Below are 17561 nucleotides of genomic sequence, written 5' to 3'. Positions count from 1 at the left end.
CTGCCGGATTTGGACGAGCTGTTGCTGTGGGCATCACGAAATCCAAATCCACACAGAGATCGGTTACGTGAGCAGGTTGAACGAGGTGAGTTCGGCTTTGACCGCCACTAAACTAGAACGAATGCTCTCTAAGCGTGGGAGGTCAGTATGGTGAAGTGCAATTTCAGCCCTCCGGCTTCCAGAAGTACTCCTTGGCAAAAAATCGACAACTGGTCGCGGTTCACTTCGTTTTATTAAAAACAAGACCTTGCGCCGCCGTGGGGTCAATAACGCTTCGAGTACCCGATCCATTCGGCTGTCTAGAAGTGCACCCGGAATCGGGTCCGTCATATTCCAATAATTATTTGAGCACCAATAAAAATATTTTGACCAGCAGGGTGCTGTTTAGCGTGGTTTGAGAAGTGATGAGACTATAACGAGACCTGTATGTTGTTATTTTTGGATGTATACTAACTAATAGACGTGATAATGAAACCATATGTTGGACAATTTTTATCAATATGGATATGTCATATTTATGTGGGTGGTTCACATGGATGGTACGCAGGTTTCTGGTGCCAGAGCGGAAGCACATGGATGGACTTCCGATGAACAAGAAATAGCCTCCCTAGTTGAGGCGTTCATTAGCCAGGATTTAGTGCCTGCTGAGGTCGAACAGAGCGTTGAGAGACTGCAAGAAGCAGGGGACTCACACAAAGCACTCAAAGACATCCTCGACGCACTGGACTGAGTTCGTAATTCAGTGGACTCAAATAGTCACTCCTGAATGATAATGCCGATTTTCGTAACTTTTTATTCGAGAGAATCCTCCAAGTCTGTCATGCCAGACACTGATACTGAACGCAAATACCAGATTCCGGAGTCAGTCCTTGACCACCTGGCCGCTGCCCACGATCATGCGGAATCCGATGAGACGCTATACCACATCCGACAAGCACTCCAAATATCCGAGAGTGAGGTCGGGTCTGTCGATGACCTTGGCGAGACAGTAGCCGAATGAATTGGACAGCTTGGCGACGGTGGCGGTCAGACCCCGAATCTACCATCGCTTCGCGGCCCGCAGTCGATCTTCCGTTTGGGACTCCTGACGGGTTCGTAGACGAAGCCGTTTGGGCCGGTGATCGACCGCCTGTATACTGAAACGGTCAGTACGGATAGTATATCTGTAACCCATTTAATCAAAATTTAAACTTGAGTTAAAATAATAACATTTAGCTTACGATAGGTCGTATGCTTTCGTATGCTATTCATTACTGTAGGAGTGGCGAGTCGTCATTGTCTAAACCGGGCCTGCCGTCCTACGTATGGGGGCGGCTGATGGACAAGCTACTGTCGGATGACGAGTTGAGACGGCACTTGGAGAGTGATGATCAAATAGTCTTTGAGCGACTGATTGATGACCTGTCTTCGCATATGGTGTTCATGCTCGATTCCGAGGGAAACATCACGACGTGGCCCGACTCAGGCCAGTCGCTGTACGGCTACGAGGCTGATGAGATACTCGGAAAGAGTGTCGATACACTGTTTGCCGACCTGGAAGAGATGGAGACAACCATCGACGCCCTACTGGCGGATGCAACCGACAGTTCTGTTGAAACACAGCATTGGCATCGAAAGGCCGATGACTCAGTATTCTGGGCCACGCTATCGATTTCGCCGCTCCGAAATAGAGAGTTAGAAGGATTCGTCGCGGTCAGCCAGAATACGACCGAGAAACACCAGTACGAGAAGATGCTGGAACGTCAGAACGACCGACTCAAAGAGTTCACTGACATTCTTGCTCACGACCTTCGGAGTCCACTCAGTATCATCTCTTCACGTGTGCATCTGGCCCGTGAGACTGGTGATGAAGAACATTTCGACGCGATTGAGGGGACCACCGAACGAATGGCCCGGCTTGTCGATGACCTGCTCTCAGTTGCCAAGCAAGGAAACGTCGTCACTGACCCAGAAATGACCAATGTCGAGAAGGTTGTTGACACTGCTTGGACAGGAACCGGCGGTACTGTTGACCGGGCAGTGCTTCAGTACGAACACATCGGGTCAGTGAGTTCCGACAGCGACCGTCTTATCCAACTGTTCGAGAACCTGTTCGGGAACGCTATCCAACATAGCGATGGGGCCATCATCGTTCGAGTTGGACCGCTGGAGCACGGCTTTTATATTGAAGATGACGGCCCCGGAATCCCAACTGACATTCAGGATGATGTGTTTGACCACGGATTCACTACGAACGAGGATGGGAGTGGCTACGGACTCTCAGTTGTCCGAACCATTGCTGGGGCACACGGTTGGGATATTATTGTCACTGACAGCAACACCGGCGGTGCGCGTTTCGAACTCACCGGGGTAGAGTTTCTGGACTGACTACTCGAATAATTCACTCTTGAGAGGGCCGGTATAGATTGGGTATTTATCAGTACAGCTGACTCACTGACTGACCCCGAGTGCCAACCTACCGACACGGCGTTAAAAATACGGTGTGAAATACAGAGAGTGTATCGTCACAGAGTTTCGATTGGTTAGACCTGTTTCATGCTGATTTCACGGGTTCTGTGCATGTCAATCGAAGCCGATAGAACCGAGTTCCGTCTCTTGAGTTGTCGCTTATCAGGTATCAGCGCGTAGTCCATTGTATGTCGACGATAGCCAAGTTCACAGTTCAAGCAGACACGTTTCCGCTGGGTACACTCTTTCGAGGGTATCCAGAGGCAGACATTGAGCTTGAGCGCATCGTTCCCACTCAACCAGCACTCATTCCCTATATTTGGATCAGAGGACTGAGTCAAAGCGACATCTCGTCAGTTCTCACTGGCGTGAACCAAGCATCTGCTATCAAAAGCATCGAACAACTCGACGAGGTCAACGGAGCGTACTTGCTCCGTATTGAATGGGAGCCAGAGAGGTACGGGCTCCTCCGAGCCATCAGTGAGATGAACGGGACGCTTGTTTCGGGAGCCGGGACAGCCGATTCGTGGACCTTTGAAGTCCGTGGTGAGACCCATGCCGCCATCACGAGACTCCAAGACTACTGCCGCGACCACGATATTCAAATTTCACTCACATCTATCCAGACCCTCTCTTCGGCCACAATTGGACAGGAATACGGCTTGACTGACGGGCAACGAGAGGCACTGATCTTGGCCCACAATCGCGGCTATTTTCAGTCACCACGAGAGGTGTCACTGGCTGACCTTGCAAGCGAATTCGAGATTACTGGCCAAGCATTCGGGTCCCGCCTCCGCCGGGGCGTCAACCAGCTTATCAAAAGTACACTAATCAATACTGAGTGACCTCCCGATTATCAATATGTTTCACATGAAAAACCAAGACTGATACAGTCATTTAATCTTCAGTATACTGAATGGACTCACCAACAAAACAGAGCGAGTCGTCGGGCGGAGAGTCGGTTGCGCACGGCCACATGACATTTAATAGGGAAACTGGAACCTACTGGGCAGAGTTCGATGGTTGTGCGCTGCAACCCGCGGTAGCGGTGGTCTACGCCGTTGCAGAAGCAAGCCAGACAGATCCACTCAGCCTTCCTCCCCTCCAGTCTGTTTTGGATGCCGAGGCACTAAATGCGCTCGTCGAGACCAACAAGAACAGTCAGTCTCAGACCGATATAACCGTCTCCTTCGAGTATGCTGACCATCATGTAGTTCTCAAGGAACACGGGAGAATCGTGATTACACCACCATCCGCCGAGAACCGGTAGCCAGTCATGTCAGACTCATCGTCAGATGTAGTATTAGTTTTGTACCTCGACGATGACAGTGACTGGCTTTCACTTGTCGAGACTTATCTTGAACGCGAGCGAGACTGCCTCTCTGTACGAGGAGTGACCAATCCCGAAGTCGCCCTTGAGATTTTGAATACTAGGCCTATTGATATGGTTTTGAGTGATTTTGAGATGCCAGACATCAACGGTCTTGACTTCTTAGATCAGGTCCGGCCTGACCACCCTAACATCCCATTCATACTGTATACTGGACACGGGGGCGATGGGTTTGCGGGTAAGGCCAGATCCCGTGGGGCAACCGAATACTTTCAAAAAAGGTCGGATCCAGGCCATTTTTCTATTCTGGCTACTCGTATTCTTACAATCTGCAAAGAACGGAAGTAACCGAGTAAGTCCTGATCGCATCGCGGCACAAATTCTATCGATTTCTCGCGGAAAGATGGTAGATTCACGTCCCCAATTCAGCAGGCCTGTGTGAACAATACCGAAATCTGATAGCATTTACAGCGGTACATTGGCACACTTACTGAGCAGACGTTCCAACTCATTCTGATCGAAAATAAGACCTTGTGAAGAGTTGTATGACACCCTCGAGAGTAGCTATATGAGTGACTGAGATTGTTTGTATGACCCTACGTGCCGATGCCACGGGGACACTTGAGCTTGTCTGTGAATGAAAAAGCTCGGAAGCCCCGGTTCCGAACGTCCGTTGGTTTGCTGGCAAAAACCAGTTCGGGCTCTTAGTTGATGGCTTGACTCCAGAGGAGCGCGTCACACTGTTCCTCGAGACTGACTCAGACAGTTGACCGGCCCTTCCCGGTTGGATTTATCGACCGTGTCAAGAGAGCTAGTGCTGAACTCACTCTCTGCATTCAGCACGGCCGCAACGAACTATAAGCAATTGAGGGTTTCAACAAAGCCGGATAGTGCTATGCTGTCTGCAGACTCAATACCAATTACCCAAAGCTAACCAACACAGCCGACAAGTTCCCGGGAAATGTTGGTTAGTACATGTCCAACCACTCTCACGCCAAGACCGCATTTGAAGAACTCCAGGCCATTGACCGAGACACACTCCCAGCAGACCTGACTGAGACATACGACCGAGCACTCGAAGATATCGAGACACTCTGTACAAATCTCGACACAACGACGGAACCTGACAACCAACCCACAGAGCAACCTGACACACCAGAGGAGTGGGACGAAGACGAGTGGGACGACAGGCTTGACGCGGCTCGCAAAAAAGCGGCGATCCCGCCAACGAAGGGGAGCCTCACGACAAAAACCATCGACGGACGTGACTATTACTACCTCCAGTGGCGAGACGGCGACACGGTCACGAGCCAATATGTCGGTCCCGTTGATCCAGCCTGACCCACGAATGAGACCACACACACCCCCCGTTTCGAGTGTTTTTCTCCGAGCGACGGTCTCCCCGGCAGAAGAGCGACTCCATTCGATTTCGATATAAACCCAGTCCGGGCCACACCCCGTTTCGAGTGTTTATCTTAGGCGTTAGCCGTCTACTACTACTACTAACGTTACCTAGTAGAAAAGAATATATAAAACGGTAAAAATACCAGCACAGTCTTATCGGCTATTCTCTCTAACTCTGTCTCCAATCTTCCCTGTAACACTCTGCTCTCGGTCGAATTGCAATCTTCAGACACAGCCGATTTCGGCGGGACGGCTAATTCCTGCAGAACACTCGAAACGGGGGGTGTGTGTGGAACGGATTATCTGACCTCCAGATCGTGTTATAGAAACACTCTCACGAAATTTGTTTCATCGAAAAATGGTCGGGTCGCTTGGCCAGTAAGCGTGTGTGGTTAACGAGAAGAGGTATGTCTCTGCTGCTGATAATCAAGCGCATGGACACGCTACAGCATCTGTACCGTAGACTGGATACCCGGGTACAGGACCTTTCTCGTGTGTCATACGCTCTCCTCATCGGCTTCGTCTCCGCTGTGGGCGTATTTGCTGTTAGAAGCCTGTTACCGGGCGATGGAAGTTTCGGACCAATCGCGATGGGGGTCTCAATGGCTGTCGTCTACTACGCGTTCGACCCAAACAACAAGAATTGACGATAACTGCACCGCTATTTCGCGGACTCTCAGGGGGCCAGTACAGCGATGGGAAAACTTCGATGTATCAACCTGATTTGAACACTGAATTCCGCTGGGGGAATCCTGCCGGTCAGTGATGTCCCACTCATCCGCTCGGAGCCAATCCGAAGCGCCACCGTAGATCCACTACGCCACCTGTTCGTCCAAGATCGAAAGAACACTCGAAATGGGGGGTGGTGAACATTCACTGCTTCGACACGAACAGCTAAATCATAAAAGTAGCCGATACAGCCCCTCTATATGATGGTTACACTCGAAACAGGGGGCGTCAACAGGCCACCAAGCATTGGAACAGGAGAAACACTCGAAACACTCGAACTAGGGATTTATTATCGACTGGTCTGAGAATACATCCAACATGGATTCCCCGTTCGACGAGCCTGGGAAAATCTTCGCTGACAAGCGGCCTCTCGATGAGGATTATACTCCCGAGACGATTCTGTGCCGGGAGGACGAAGTCAGCCGCTATTCTGAAGCCCTGCAGGACGTCATCGAAGGGTTCGGACCGAACAACGTCTTCATTTACGGGCAGACGGGCAACGGCAAGACTGTCGTCACGAAGAAAATGATGGAGTTCCTCCGTGACGAGGCCGCCCAGCACGATGTCCCGGTCACGATACTCGAAATCAACTGCAACAAGGACGACAGTATCTTCAACGTCCTCATCTCGCTGGTCAACCAGCTCCGACCCCCGGACGATCAAGTCCCCGAACAGGGGCCGACGAAGGGCTTCCTCTGGTCGACACTGTACGACGAGCTCGACGACCTCGAGGGCGATGTCGTCGTTGTCCTAGACGAGATCGATATGCTCGGCGCGGACAACGATAAACTCCTCTATGAATTCCCTCGAGCCCGCAAAATGGGGTCACTGGAGGACACTCGCGTCGGTGTCATCGGCATTTCGAACAACCACATGTTCAAAGACTCGCTGGACCCGCGGGTCAAGAGTACGCTCTGTGAGTACGAAATCTTCTTTTCACCATATGATGCCACCGAACTCACTGATATCCTCCAGCACTACGCCGATCTCGTGTTCCGAGATGGGATCATCGACGAGGGCGTGATCCAACTGTGTGCTGCCCGGGCCGCCCAGGAACAGGGCGATGCTCGCGAGGCACTCGATCTTCTCGAAACGGCTGGAAATATCGCACGCAAACAAGATGCCGAGCAGGTCACTAAAGCCCACGTCGAAGAGGCTGGCAGCCGTGTCGAGGAACAGCGCGTCCTCACTATCGTTCGCGAACAGCTCACCTCGCAGATGAAACTCGCGTTGCTCGCGACGGCCTTCCTCAATATCGACGACGAAGCCTCCCCCCGTGCGAAGAATATCTACCAGGTCTACGAAAACATCTGTCAAGTGTGTGGCTACGAACCTCGCTCGAAACGGCGTGTCAACGACTTCCTTGACTCGATCCGCCTCTATGGCTTACTCGAACGCGATGAGCGTAACCTCGGTCGGGCCGGCGGGCGGTCGTACATCCACACGCTGGAGGTCTCTCCGGAACTCGTCTTCGAGGGGCTCAAACAGGATCAGGACGGCTCCGAATCGACGTTAGAGCGCTACGATCTCGTCCCTGATCCCGACGAGGCCCAGCAGGCTCGGCTGATGTCCTACGTCTGAAATCTTTCTGGTAAGGAACTCCGCAACTCGTGATGGACTTCAGCAATCCCAGTCAATACAGAGCGCACATCTTACACAGCGTTTCAGATTAAACCGGGCACTATTCTTGCCACGAGGCAACTGCCCCATCGCATGCTGCGGACTCAGAGCTATCTTACTCGGACCACTCAGGGGTTCGAATCGGCCCGCAGTCGGTGAATCAGGACACTGCTCAGGCATCGATTACCCAGACTGTCGCCGATGACTAACCGACTGCTCCCCGAGCCGGGCCTATTTAATCGCTTCTTTTAGTCACCTTTCATTTCTATTGAGGAGACTTGTAGTAATCATCCACTGTCATCACCGAAGTTGATATGATCAGTCGGACACGTCCCTCAGAATCCAACTCTGCCGCAGTTCACCTGACTCGTTTGGTCTTTGGATCGTAGTCGAGAACGCCCAGGTCATTCATTTTCGGGAGGTGGTGATGGTGCAAACTGAGTACCACCAGATCATCGACCGCGACTTCTGAGGCAGGAGTGTTCGTCTCATGTGCGCCAACGGCCACAGCCAAGTCAGTCAGGTCAACTGGATGTTCTTGATCTGCGAGGGCAACCAGCGTGGCTCGACGACGCTTGGACGAGAGAAGGCTGTGATACTCGGTATCACTGAGTTCGGGGAAGGCACTACGGTTGGTGATGTTACCAAGCGGAGCGGCCTTTGGCGTGCCAGATTCTGGGTCGTTTGACATACACGTACACCAAAGCACAGAACGCGGATAGAATTGGCTGCTAAGGTATAAGGTAAGACAAGAGTTGGCACGATCTCGTTTTACTTACCAAATATAGCCTATTTCATACAATTAATGTGTAATATTTTCCCGACTTATGCTCTGAAGCCCTCCATCGTCGGAAGACTACTATACCCTTCCAATCCCAGAGTAGTTAATGTCCCCGCAGGCCCTGACCAGTACTCTGCAGGAAACGATGGCCCTGTTCGATGGTTCTGGTGCCCCACAAACAACGACCGAAATCGCGGAACAACTCGATCTCGGCCGACGAAGCGCATACGACCGTCTCGAACGGCTGAGCGAGCACGGCCGACTCGAAACCAAGAAAGTCGGAGCGAATGGTCGCGTCTGGTGGCGGTCATCATCAGGCTTGGACACGGCAGAAGCCGAGTCACACCACATGCTGTCCCGACTTATTGAGAATGTGCCTGGTATCCTGTATCGCCGCCGGAACGACCCCGAATGGCCCATGGTGTTCGCCAGTGGCACGGTTGAGGAGATCACCGGATACGAGCCGGATCGCATCGAATCCAGTGATGTTTGCTGGGGTGCGGACATCATCCACCCTGATGACAGGGAATCACTACGCCAAACTATTGGCTCCCAACTCGGAGATAGCGTACAATTCACTGCTGAGTACCGTATCATAACCGCTACGGGGGAGACCCGGTGGGTACGAGAATGCGGCCGTGCTGTCAGTGAGGGCAATCTCCAGAGTGACACGCTGGAGGGCATCATTACCGATATTACTGAACAGAGACAGTCTGAGGAAGCGCCTACACCCCATGATGAACAGTTTCGATCGCTCGTTGAAGCGACCACAAAGTACGCTATCTTTATGTTGGATGCCGAAGGATGCGTTCAGACTTGGAATGAGGGAGCACGGCGAATCAAAGGATACCGAGCTGAGGAGATCGAGGGAGAACACGTCTCAACATTCTACACTACGGAGGACCGTGCCGCGGATTTACCCACACGGAATCTGGAACGGGCGGCCCAGGATGGATTCATTGAAGACGAAGGTTGGCGGGTTCGAGATGACGGATCGCAATTCTGGACACACGTCACCATCACCGCGCTGTACGACGACGGGGAGCTTTCGGGCTACGCCAAGGTCACACGCGATATGACCGACCGACGGTTAGCGGAACAGCAACTTCAACAGGAGAAAGCGTTCGTTGAGAGTCTTTTTGAAGCTCAGCAGGACATTATCTATGCGTTCGACGACGATGGTAGATTCATCCGATGGAATGACCGTCTGAACGAAGTCACTGGCTACTCCGATCCACAGCTCCGTTCCCTATCTCCGATAGAGTTGGTCGCTGACGGGGCTGTCGACGAGGCCACCGATGCCTTCGAACGCGTCTTTCAAGAGGGGGAGACAGTCACTGTCGAACTGTCACTTGAGTCGGCCTATGGCGGACGAGTTCCATATGAACTCACCGCTGGGCCCTTGATTGAGGACAACACCATTGTCGGTGTCACTGGAATTGGACGGAACATCAGCGAACGCAAGCGAAAGGAGCGGGAAATTGAACACCAACGGGACGAGCTTGAAGAGGAGTTGCAGGAGGTATTTGACCGTATCGACGATGCGTTCTTCGGACTTGATGAAGATTGGCGGTTCACCCATATAAATGAACGTGCAGCGAACCTGCTTGACCGTTCTGTCGATGAACTCATTGGGCAGCGTGTCTGGGATGAGCTCTCGGAAGCGGCCGGCACGATATTCCAAGAACAGTATGAACACGCGTTTGCGACCCAGGAACCGGTGACGTTCGAGGACTACTACGACCCGCTAGACACTTGGTTTGAGGTTAATGTCTACCCGTCAGAAAGCGGGTTGTCGGTGTACTTCCGTGACATCACCGACCGAAAGGCGCGCGATCACGAACTCAAACGGTACGAAACAATCCTCGAAACTGTCAACGATGGTATCTACGTCGTTGACGAGGATGGAATATTCACCGCGGCCAACGAAGCTTACCAGACGATGGTCGGACAATCGCGTGAGCAACTTCTCGGGAGCCACGTCTCGTCGGTGATTACGAACGAGAGGGTTCTTGCAGAGGCACAGCGACTCGAAGGTGAGTTGGCAAACGCCGAGCGAACGACAGCATCGCTGGAGGCGGAATTACCTACGGAGGGAGATGAGACGCGTATCGGGGAGGCGACGTTTGCCCTCATGGAGTCCGAAACTGGACACGAGCGCGTGGGGGTCGTCCGCGATATCACCGAGCGGAAGGAGCGTGAGGAGGAGTTACTGCAACAGCGCAGACAACTCGCAGCGTTGAATCATCTCAACAAAGTCGTTCACGATATCACGGAGGCTGTTATTGAACAGTCCACCCGTGACGAGATTGAGACAGTCGTCTGCAACCGACTGGCCACCGTCGACTCCTATCAATTCGCGTGGATTGGCGAGGCCGATACAGCATCCCAAACCGTCTACGCTCGGACTGAGGCTGGCATTGACGGCTACCTTGACGACATCACGATATCCGTCGACCCCGACGATCCCCGCAGTGACGGGCCGACGGGGCGGGCGTTCCGTACCGGAGAAATCCAGACTACCCAGGATATCGACGAAGACCCGCGCTACGAACCGTGGCGTGCTGCCGTCGGCGAGGACGTTCGCTCTTCGGCCGCCATCCCTATTGTTCACGATAAGTCTCTCTACGGTGTTCTGAATGTGTATGCCGACCGTCAAGCGGCGTTCGAAAGGCGTGAGCGAGCCGTCATTCAACAACTTGGAGAGGTTGTCGGACATGCTATCGCGGCGACCCAGCGCAAGCAGGCATTGATGAGCGACGAAGTGGTCGAACTCGAGTTCAGTATTCCGGATGTCTTCGAGGCTTTGGACATTGGATGCGGGACGGAAGGCACGATTTCGCTTGATCACGTGTCACCACTCTCCGATGATGAATACATCGTGTATGGAACTGCCTGCAGCGACGCAACCGAGATCGTGGACGCTATCACCGACACACTTCCTTATTGGAAGGAGGTAACATTCGTCAATGAGGGGAGCCCATCACATTTCGAAGTCCAACTCTCGGAACCACCCGTTATTTCTGCGGTGGCGTCAGTCGGAGGCTCAATCGAACGGGCTGTAATTAAGGACGGTGATTATGAGATGACGATTCATGTCTCTCCGAGCGCGGAGGCTCGAACGGTCATCACTGCTGTTAAAAAAGCCTATCCGGCGTCACAGATGCTGAAACGACATCAAATCTCACGGTCAGGTGAGGAAGCAAAGAATGCCCATCACATTCTGGAAGATCTAACGGAGAGGCAACGAACGCTTCTGGAAGCTGCCTACTACGCAGGCTTCTTCGAAGTGCCACGACGTGTTTCCGGAGAAGAGGTTGCGGAAACATTCGACATATCGTCCCCAACGTTTCATCAGCATCTCCGAAAGGCCCAGAAATCCGTGTTTGACTGTCTTCTTTCATCGTCTCTGTCTACTTCCGAGTGACAACCCCCCCCCCCAGTTCGCATGAGGCCAGACGTTGCCAGTCACTCCCAGTCATATGGGGCCAATATATTAGCCCCACTGGATATACGCACAACGGATGTATATTTAATAATGCCTTCCAGCTACTCTCTGAACCGAGTTTACACTCTTTGTGTACATACAAGCCTGTCAAGGAGTCACTTGCAGGGACTCTCCTCCGTTCGTAAGGGGTTATTCTTTCTGAAAACAAGACACTCCACTGCTACGATGGGTGGACTGCCGGTGAAAAAGCGTGGTGATCACGATGGGTAGTGATCCCCCAGATGTCAAGTATGACTCCGATGCGGGCGTATATTGGACCGAGATTGACCCAAGTGAGACCCAACCTACCATTGCCATACTCTGTCTGTTTGACAAATTCGAAACCTTCGAAGATGTCGATATCGTACAACTGTACGATCTGGTTGACCCGGATGCCCTGAGTACTCTCTTGGTTAGCCATGGTCGGAAAGCGCTTGCAGAAACTCTGAAGTTGGAATATACGGCAGAAAATTCACATCTTCTCATTTACTGTAAAGACGGGACTGTAGACATCCGTCTCCGAATTGCCGACACTCCGACAGATCCAGATTATTCTCTCTGATACGGACTGCTATACTGTAGTTTCGCATTGACTATTGTAGTCCGTAGGTCATCCGGGAAACAATTACAACAATCTGTCTGAGAAAAACGACTGAATACGAGAATCATACTAGAACTGATGGATTCGCTGACGGAATGGTGGCTAGTGTTCCAACTGCGGATTCATTCTGGCATCCAGTTCATTTAAATGTCGTGTCAGAAACGCCAATCATACTAAATCAGTCACTCCCAAGTTGACTGAAACGGCGCTGGACAAATATTTCATTTGAGAACTGGTAGCACAATATTATGCCCTCTGGTAACTATGATTTATATATGGGTCCTCTGTCAGATATCCGTGTTCTGCATGTCGATGACGAGCCGGATTTCGCTGATTTAGTTGCTGACTTTCTCGAGCGGGAGGACGACACATTTACCGTCGAAACTGCGACGAGCGCCAGCAGGGGACTGGAGCGACTTGCTGACGAGGACTTCGACTGCATAATCTCTGACTACGATATGCCCGGCCAGAACGGTATCGAGTTCCTCGAGACCGTCCGCGAGACGAGGCCTGACTTGCCGTTTATATTGTTCACTGGCAAGGGCTCTGAAGAGGTCGCTGGCAATGCTATCTCCGCTGGTGTCACTGATTACCTACAAAAAGAACACGGTACTGACCAGTACACCGTGCTCGCAAACAGAGTGCGAAACGCCGTTGAGCGATACCGGGCCGAGCATGCACGGGAGCGCCAGCGTAGAGCCAGCGACACCGCACATGAAGGGATTAGCATCCTCAATGAGGATGGTGAGTTCATCTACGTCAATCAGGCGTACGCGACTCTCTACGGCTATGATACAGCGGAACTACTCGGCCAACATTGGGAATTGCTGTACCCCGACGACGAGGTCGCAGTCGTCCGGAACGACATTCTACCAACGGTCGCAGATGAGGGCTTCTGGAGTGGTGAAACAGTTGGCCTCCGAGCTAATGGCACGACCTTTCCCGAAGACCACCGCGTTGTCCAGACGGATTCTGGAGAACTGATCTGCACTGTTCGAGACTCCTCTGGGGGACAAGAGCTGGAAGTAGAACGGACTCGATTTTCGACGCTCGTGGAGACGCTTAGTGATCCCGTCTACGTTCTCGATGAAACGGGGCAGTTCGAATATGTGAACGACGCGCTCGTCGAGATGGTTGGGTATGACCGCGAGACGATTCTCGGAGCGACACCAGCACTGATTAAATCAACTGACGCAGTTGAACGAGGAGAAACCCATCTCGGTCGGATTCTCTCATCGGATGGCCCTGACAGCGTACAGTTTGAGCTTGAGATCCAGCCCAACGACGGAGAGCCGATCCCTTGCGAGGACCACATGGGCGTCTTACCATACGACGGGGATTGCTTCGAGGGATCGGTCGGGATGTTGCGCGACATCAGCAAGCGCAAAGAGCGGGAACAAGAATTGAAACGACGGAATCAACGTCTTGATGAGTTCGCTAGTGTCGTCTCGCACGATCTTCGGAATCCGCTCAACGTCGCTGTCGGTGGGGTAAATCTCGCACAGGCGGAGTGTGATAGCGAGTATTTAGAACGCGCCGAACGCGGTCTGAATCGAATGGAGGCCTTAATCGACAATCTTCTAACGCTGGCTCGTGGAGACGAGACAGTAACTGAACTCGAACCGGTTGCCATCGCGCAAATCCTCGAGGAGTGTTGGTCGAACGTCGAGACGGAGGACGCCACGCTCGTTGCCGACATCGACTGTACAATTGAGGCGGACGAGAGTCGGCTAAAACAGGTGTGTGAAAATCTCGTTCGTAATGCAATTGAACACGGCGGGGACGATGTGACCGTGACCGTTGGTGAGTTTGAGGAGGGAATTTATATCGAAGACGATGGACCGGGAATCTCAGGGAATGAATACGATAACGTATTCACTGCGGGATATTCGACGAGCGACGAGGGCACTGGGTTCGGGTTGATAATCGTCAAGCAAATTATTGATGCCCACGATTGGGAGCTACGACTCACAGACGGTTCCGACGGCGGTGCGCGATTCGAAATCATCCCCGGTGAGTCTATTTCTGAGTAGACCGCTTGGAATATACCATTGAGTCGGGTCTCTGATGCGTACATCGTTTCACAACTCTCCACTATTTTCTGGTGCCCCTCTCTCTGTATCCAGTACGGTGGTAGTATCGGCTGTTGAGGCTGCCACCAGACTCAGCTAAGCTGATATTGCTCTTGAATCGTCGGCGAGACCAGCTCGTAATCAATATGCTCACCGGTGAACTCAGCGTTCCAGACGAACTGGTTGGTGATGCCGTACTTGTTCCTGATATCGGCTGGTAAGCACCACTGGAGGCCGGTCTGGACGTCGACGATATCGATATCGTATGCGCCCGGCCCGAGCGTCGTTTCACAATAGTCTTGGTCGATGTGGAGTCGCACCGTCATCGACGAATCTTCGATATCACGGATGCCGAGGCGGAAGACCCCGTCAGGTTCAGTCCCGGCCGCAGCCAGCCACTCTCTCTTGATGCCCAGGTACAGAGACGTCCCGCCGCGCTTGATCACACTCCGGCCCGCAGCCATAGTGTTGGCCATGCCAGACACTTACCGAGTAACTAGGATAAACGTATCGTCTGAATCGGCGAACCCCTGTTAGATGTCTTGAAAATGTAGATATACGGCATTTAGATAGATGGCACTGTTTGACAGAAATATAGTATATCGGCGTTCTTCTCAGATGTGTCGTATAGTGGTCCAGAAACCGCTTACAGCAGGGTGTTTCACTGATCCGGTGGTTACCTGAGCGTCTCATCACAGAGCGGCATCAGACAGCCCCAATCAACTGCTGATTGCCTCTCCCTACATATAATATAATTTAGTACTGATTTCATGTCCTACTCCACTTATCGATTCTGTACTACCATACAGAGTATACTTCAGCTACGATATGAACGCAAATGACGAATATAGACGTTCTATGCTCCTAATATATGTTTCAGAAATATTAAAATAAGCCTTAAAATGTATGGTATATCTAGAGGGAATCATGGGTCAACGCCGATCAAGTCTCTCGGACGTTCTGACAAAAGAGCAGTATCGGAATCTCCTCCAGACTGCGGCAGCGATTGACGACCGTGAAGAGAGCATTACGATCTTCTACTTTCTGATTGTTCTAGGGCGGGCTGGGCTTAGAATCGGCGAAGCGATCCACATGACTCAAGAATGGCTCGATGAAGAGCGTGGGATGATCGTCATTCCTCCTCATGTGGACTGTACATGCGGGATGTGCCGACATTACGCCCGCAATCTTGCTGAAGACAATGAGAATCTCTCATTTGAAGAGGCACTGGACCGCTACTGGATGGTCAAAGATGAATCAGACAGGGACGTCGCAGTAGAGAATGACCGAGCTATAGAGATAATCAAGCTCTATTTTGAAGAAGTACCATACGACACGATCTCTTATTCTACGGTTCTTAGACGGCTAAAAAAGGTTGCCGAGCTCACAGATGGAGTGAACCCGGCACATGTGTACGGCCACATGCTTCGAGCGACGGCAGCGACTCACTATGCTTGGGCCGGTATGCGGCCACCTGCGCTTGACCAGAAACATGGCTGGCAAGACGAGAAGACAAAAGAACGCTATCTCAAAAAGAAGGGCCGTTGGAGTATGCTCGATGCTCGTCGTATCCGCGGAAAAACAGACACTGACGAGTTCACTCTCCGTCAATCACCACCGACGTACACGGATTTACGACCAAGTAGTCCTGCACAACGAATTCACGTTGAGACGTGGACACCAGAATCGAATGTTAATACTCACCCTCGGTATGTGGACGATGAAGAATGGATGCAGGAGGAGATATCAGAATACTCAGCCAGTTTCTCGATAATAACACTCGCGAAGGCTTACTGGAGGTTCGCGGATCAAGCTATTGACCGCATATTCCCACCTCTCGAAGAGTTGTACAGTGAGTATGTCGGAGTTCCTTTGCGGGGGTGGGCAGAGGGGTCACAACTCCGCACAGCAGGTGTCTTCTTAGCTCACCTCTTCGTTGGGGCCCTCATGTTGGCCGTTGCACTGGCCCGAATCGGCGTTTATATCGATCCAATTGCCGGCGAAATACATATGACGCGGATTGGGGTACTCAGTATTCTATCCGCTCTGGCCTTCCATACTATGTCTATGGAAAATCTCTGGGAGCAGGCCCTCCAGGATATCACTGGCAATGAGGAGATTGGTGAACTACTGACAGTGTATCCTTCGAAGTGGTCGCTTAGATAAATTGCAATAAATTGCGTCTGTAGATGATGGACATACTGTGCGCTTCAGACGGCGCAATTCCCGATAATTTCAAACCAATAATAGAGTCTCCCGGGGCGACGGTTCACCTCTACTTGTGCCTCACCGCTACCCTTGATCACCGCCACCGGCACCGACTTGGACACCGGTCTCGGGCGTGTCGCCAGTGTACCACGAATCGTCGACACACGACTCGTCGAGCACAGAGATCCGCCACTCGCCGGGCTGTTCCATTTTGACGAGGAATTGAATCTCGGTATCGGGGGTTCCATCCTCAGCCAGCAGCCCACACATATCGAGTTCGTCTTTTGGAAGCGTTACCATGCCGGAGTTGCCGCGGACATTGAGCTTGTTAATGCTTGGCATTAGTGTTTCACGGCCATCGCCAGTGGATAGCCACACTCCTGCTGTTCGGTGGAGACGAGCGTAAAAACCACTCCCATTTTGACACCAGTTAGTTGACACCTGTCAAAATGGGCTGGTGCTTTACTAGCCGTGCCAGCCGATACCGTGCTATGGTGACATCCGTCTCCTGCCTGAATTGTGGCGAACCGGTTGATGCACAGTACGCACGTGTGTTTGGGAACGATGATGACGAGGTCCATGCCTGCCGGAACTGTGCGACGCAAGGCGCTATCGCGAACGGCGCCGCCGTCGACGCCGATCGAGATGGGACGCCGCTGGTGCACCGTCCCGACCTCGACGAGCCCGTCGAGGCTGTCTTCCACGAGGCAGAGTCCGAGGAAGACACTGAGGACCACGTCACGCTCGAGGAACTCCGCGAGCAATCGACCACCACACAGACGACCTCACGCACCGACCATCACGACGACGAGGCGTTTGCTGCCTTGATCGCCGAATAGCCTTCAACTCGCTTCGAACCGGGCCCTCGACAGATTCTGGGC

At 52.3% G+C, this 17561-nt stretch carries 17 protein-coding genes; 14 read left to right on the top strand and 3 right to left on the bottom strand.

What is annotated here, in order from left to right; translation table 11 throughout:
* Positions 1-532: 532 nt before the first annotated feature.
* The 9 genes from D3D01_RS21335 to D3D01_RS21290 all read left to right on the top strand — a co-directional run bounded on the left by D3D01_RS21335 (position 533) and on the right by D3D01_RS21290 (position 7492).
* Positions 533-730 (top strand): hypothetical protein, encoded by a 198-nt coding sequence (locus D3D01_RS21335; RefSeq protein ID WP_147439966.1) that lies wholly within the window; start codon positions 533-535, stop codon positions 728-730.
* A 90-nt stretch (positions 731-820) separates the two neighbouring features.
* Positions 821-1000 (top strand): hypothetical protein, encoded by a 180-nt coding sequence (locus tag D3D01_RS21330; protein WP_121513678.1) that lies wholly within the window; start codon positions 821-823, stop codon positions 998-1000.
* A 317-nt stretch (positions 1001-1317) separates the two neighbouring features.
* Positions 1318-2367, top strand: a complete 1050-nt coding sequence (locus D3D01_RS21325) for a nitrogen regulation protein NR(II) (RefSeq protein WP_121513677.1) — start codon at positions 1318-1320, stop codon at positions 2365-2367.
* 269 nt (positions 2368-2636) lie between these two features.
* Positions 2637-3293 (top strand): helix-turn-helix domain-containing protein, encoded by a 657-nt coding sequence (locus D3D01_RS21320; protein WP_121513676.1) that lies wholly within the window; start codon positions 2637-2639, stop codon positions 3291-3293.
* 71 nt (positions 3294-3364) lie between these two features.
* Positions 3365-3718: a HalOD1 output domain-containing protein gene (locus tag D3D01_RS21315; RefSeq protein ID WP_199725558.1), complete on the top strand. Its 354-nt coding sequence runs from the start codon at positions 3365-3367 to the stop codon at positions 3716-3718.
* Positions 3719-3724: 6 nt separating this feature from the next.
* The gene (locus tag D3D01_RS25115) at positions 3725-4126 is read left to right on the top strand and encodes a response regulator (protein ID WP_121513675.1); all 402 of its coding nucleotides are present in this window, start codon (positions 3725-3727) and stop codon (positions 4124-4126) included.
* 627 nt (positions 4127-4753) lie between these two features.
* Positions 4754-5119 carry a hypothetical protein gene (locus tag D3D01_RS21300; protein ID WP_121513674.1) on the top strand — a complete coding sequence of 122 codons (366 nt, stop codon included), beginning with the start codon at positions 4754-4756 and terminating at the stop codon, positions 5117-5119.
* A gap of 470 nt (positions 5120-5589) precedes the next feature.
* Positions 5590-5829, top strand: a complete 240-nt coding sequence (locus D3D01_RS21295; RefSeq protein WP_121513673.1) for a hypothetical protein — start codon at positions 5590-5592, stop codon at positions 5827-5829.
* Between the two features lie 400 nt (positions 5830-6229).
* Complete coding sequence (locus D3D01_RS21290; protein WP_121513672.1) at positions 6230-7492, top strand: Cdc6/Cdc18 family protein; 1263 nt, start codon at positions 6230-6232, stop codon at positions 7490-7492.
* A 397-nt stretch (positions 7493-7889) separates the two neighbouring features.
* On the opposite strand, the gene D3D01_RS21285 is transcribed toward D3D01_RS21290, so the two are convergent.
* Entirely contained in the window at positions 7890-8222 is a 333-nt protein-coding gene (locus tag D3D01_RS21285) for a hypothetical protein (protein ID WP_233563583.1), read from the bottom strand.
* 196 nt (positions 8223-8418) lie between these two features.
* On the opposite strand from D3D01_RS21285, the gene D3D01_RS21280 reads away from it, so the two are divergent.
* From D3D01_RS21280 to D3D01_RS21270, 3 genes are all read left to right on the top strand, one after another.
* Complete coding sequence (locus D3D01_RS21280; protein ID WP_121513671.1) at positions 8419-11739, top strand: PAS domain S-box protein; 3321 nt, start codon at positions 8419-8421, stop codon at positions 11737-11739.
* Between the two features lie 283 nt (positions 11740-12022).
* Complete coding sequence (locus D3D01_RS23565; RefSeq protein ID WP_147439965.1) at positions 12023-12361, top strand: hypothetical protein; 339 nt, start codon at positions 12023-12025, stop codon at positions 12359-12361.
* A gap of 314 nt (positions 12362-12675) precedes the next feature.
* Positions 12676-14433, top strand: coding sequence for a PAS domain S-box protein (locus tag D3D01_RS21270; RefSeq protein ID WP_121513669.1), 1758 nt, complete (start codon positions 12676-12678; stop codon positions 14431-14433).
* Positions 14434-14564: 131 nt separating this feature from the next.
* On the opposite strand, the gene D3D01_RS21265 is transcribed toward D3D01_RS21270, so the two are convergent.
* Positions 14565-14948, bottom strand: a complete 384-nt coding sequence (locus tag D3D01_RS21265) for a hypothetical protein (RefSeq protein ID WP_121513668.1) — start codon at positions 14946-14948, stop codon at positions 14565-14567.
* A 451-nt stretch (positions 14949-15399) separates the two neighbouring features.
* On the opposite strand from D3D01_RS21265, the gene D3D01_RS21260 reads away from it, so the two are divergent.
* Complete coding sequence (locus tag D3D01_RS21260; RefSeq protein ID WP_158600538.1) at positions 15400-16638, top strand: tyrosine-type recombinase/integrase; 1239 nt, start codon at positions 15400-15402, stop codon at positions 16636-16638.
* A 126-nt stretch (positions 16639-16764) separates the two neighbouring features.
* On the opposite strand, the gene D3D01_RS21255 is transcribed toward D3D01_RS21260, so the two are convergent.
* Positions 16765-17022, bottom strand: a complete 258-nt coding sequence (locus D3D01_RS21255; protein WP_121513666.1) for a hypothetical protein — start codon at positions 17020-17022, stop codon at positions 16765-16767.
* A gap of 149 nt (positions 17023-17171) precedes the next feature.
* Here D3D01_RS21255 and D3D01_RS21250 point away from each other — a divergent pair, with 149 nt between their 5' ends.
* Complete coding sequence (locus tag D3D01_RS21250; protein ID WP_121513665.1) at positions 17172-17519, top strand: hypothetical protein; 348 nt, start codon at positions 17172-17174, stop codon at positions 17517-17519.
* Positions 17520-17561: the final 42 nt, after the last annotated feature.

The organism is Haloarcula sp. Atlit-7R (genome assembly GCF_003666065.1).
Taxonomy (GTDB): Archaea; Halobacteriota; Halobacteria; order Halobacteriales; family Haloarculaceae; genus Haloarcula; species Haloarcula taiwanensis.
The sequence above is the reverse complement of the archived record's forward strand: the minus strand, read 5'-3'. Positions and strand labels throughout refer to the sequence as shown.

Excerpts from the sequence above, each read along its gene's own strand:
- D3D01_RS25115 (WP_121513675.1), top strand. The coding sequence starts at position 3,725 with ATGTCAGACTCATCGTCAGATGTAGTATTAGTTTTGTACCTCGACGAT.
- D3D01_RS21300 (WP_121513674.1), top strand. The coding sequence starts at position 4,754 with ATGTCCAACCACTCTCACGCCAAGACCGCATTTGAAGAACTCCAGGCC.
- D3D01_RS21320 (WP_121513676.1), top strand. The coding sequence starts at position 2,637 with ATGTCGACGATAGCCAAGTTCACAGTTCAAGCAGACACGTTTCCGCTG.
- D3D01_RS21325 (WP_121513677.1), top strand. The coding sequence starts at position 1,318 with ATGGACAAGCTACTGTCGGATGACGAGTTGAGACGGCACTTGGAGAGT.
- D3D01_RS21315 (WP_199725558.1), top strand. The coding sequence starts at position 3,365 with ATGGACTCACCAACAAAACAGAGCGAGTCGTCGGGCGGAGAGTCGGTT.
- D3D01_RS21280 (WP_121513671.1), top strand. The coding sequence starts at position 8,419 with ATGTCCCCGCAGGCCCTGACCAGTACTCTGCAGGAAACGATGGCCCTG.
- D3D01_RS23565 (WP_147439965.1), top strand. The coding sequence starts at position 12,023 with ATGGGTAGTGATCCCCCAGATGTCAAGTATGACTCCGATGCGGGCGTA.
- D3D01_RS21295 (WP_121513673.1), top strand. The coding sequence starts at position 5,590 with ATGTCTCTGCTGCTGATAATCAAGCGCATGGACACGCTACAGCATCTG.
- D3D01_RS21265 (WP_121513668.1), bottom strand. The coding sequence starts at position 14,948 with ATGGCCAACACTATGGCTGCGGGCCGGAGTGTGATCAAGCGCGGCGGG.
- D3D01_RS21285 (WP_233563583.1), bottom strand. The coding sequence starts at position 8,222 with ATGTCAAACGACCCAGAATCTGGCACGCCAAAGGCCGCTCCGCTTGGT.
- D3D01_RS21330 (WP_121513678.1), top strand. The coding sequence starts at position 821 with ATGCCAGACACTGATACTGAACGCAAATACCAGATTCCGGAGTCAGTC.
- D3D01_RS21260 (WP_158600538.1), top strand. The coding sequence starts at position 15,400 with ATGGGTCAACGCCGATCAAGTCTCTCGGACGTTCTGACAAAAGAGCAG.
- D3D01_RS21270 (WP_121513669.1), top strand. The coding sequence starts at position 12,676 with ATGGGTCCTCTGTCAGATATCCGTGTTCTGCATGTCGATGACGAGCCG.
- D3D01_RS21255 (WP_121513666.1), bottom strand. The coding sequence starts at position 17,022 with ATGCCAAGCATTAACAAGCTCAATGTCCGCGGCAACTCCGGCATGGTA.
- D3D01_RS21335 (WP_147439966.1), top strand. The coding sequence starts at position 533 with ATGGATGGTACGCAGGTTTCTGGTGCCAGAGCGGAAGCACATGGATGG.
- D3D01_RS21250 (WP_121513665.1), top strand. The coding sequence starts at position 17,172 with ATGGTGACATCCGTCTCCTGCCTGAATTGTGGCGAACCGGTTGATGCA.
- D3D01_RS21290 (WP_121513672.1), top strand. The coding sequence starts at position 6,230 with ATGGATTCCCCGTTCGACGAGCCTGGGAAAATCTTCGCTGACAAGCGG.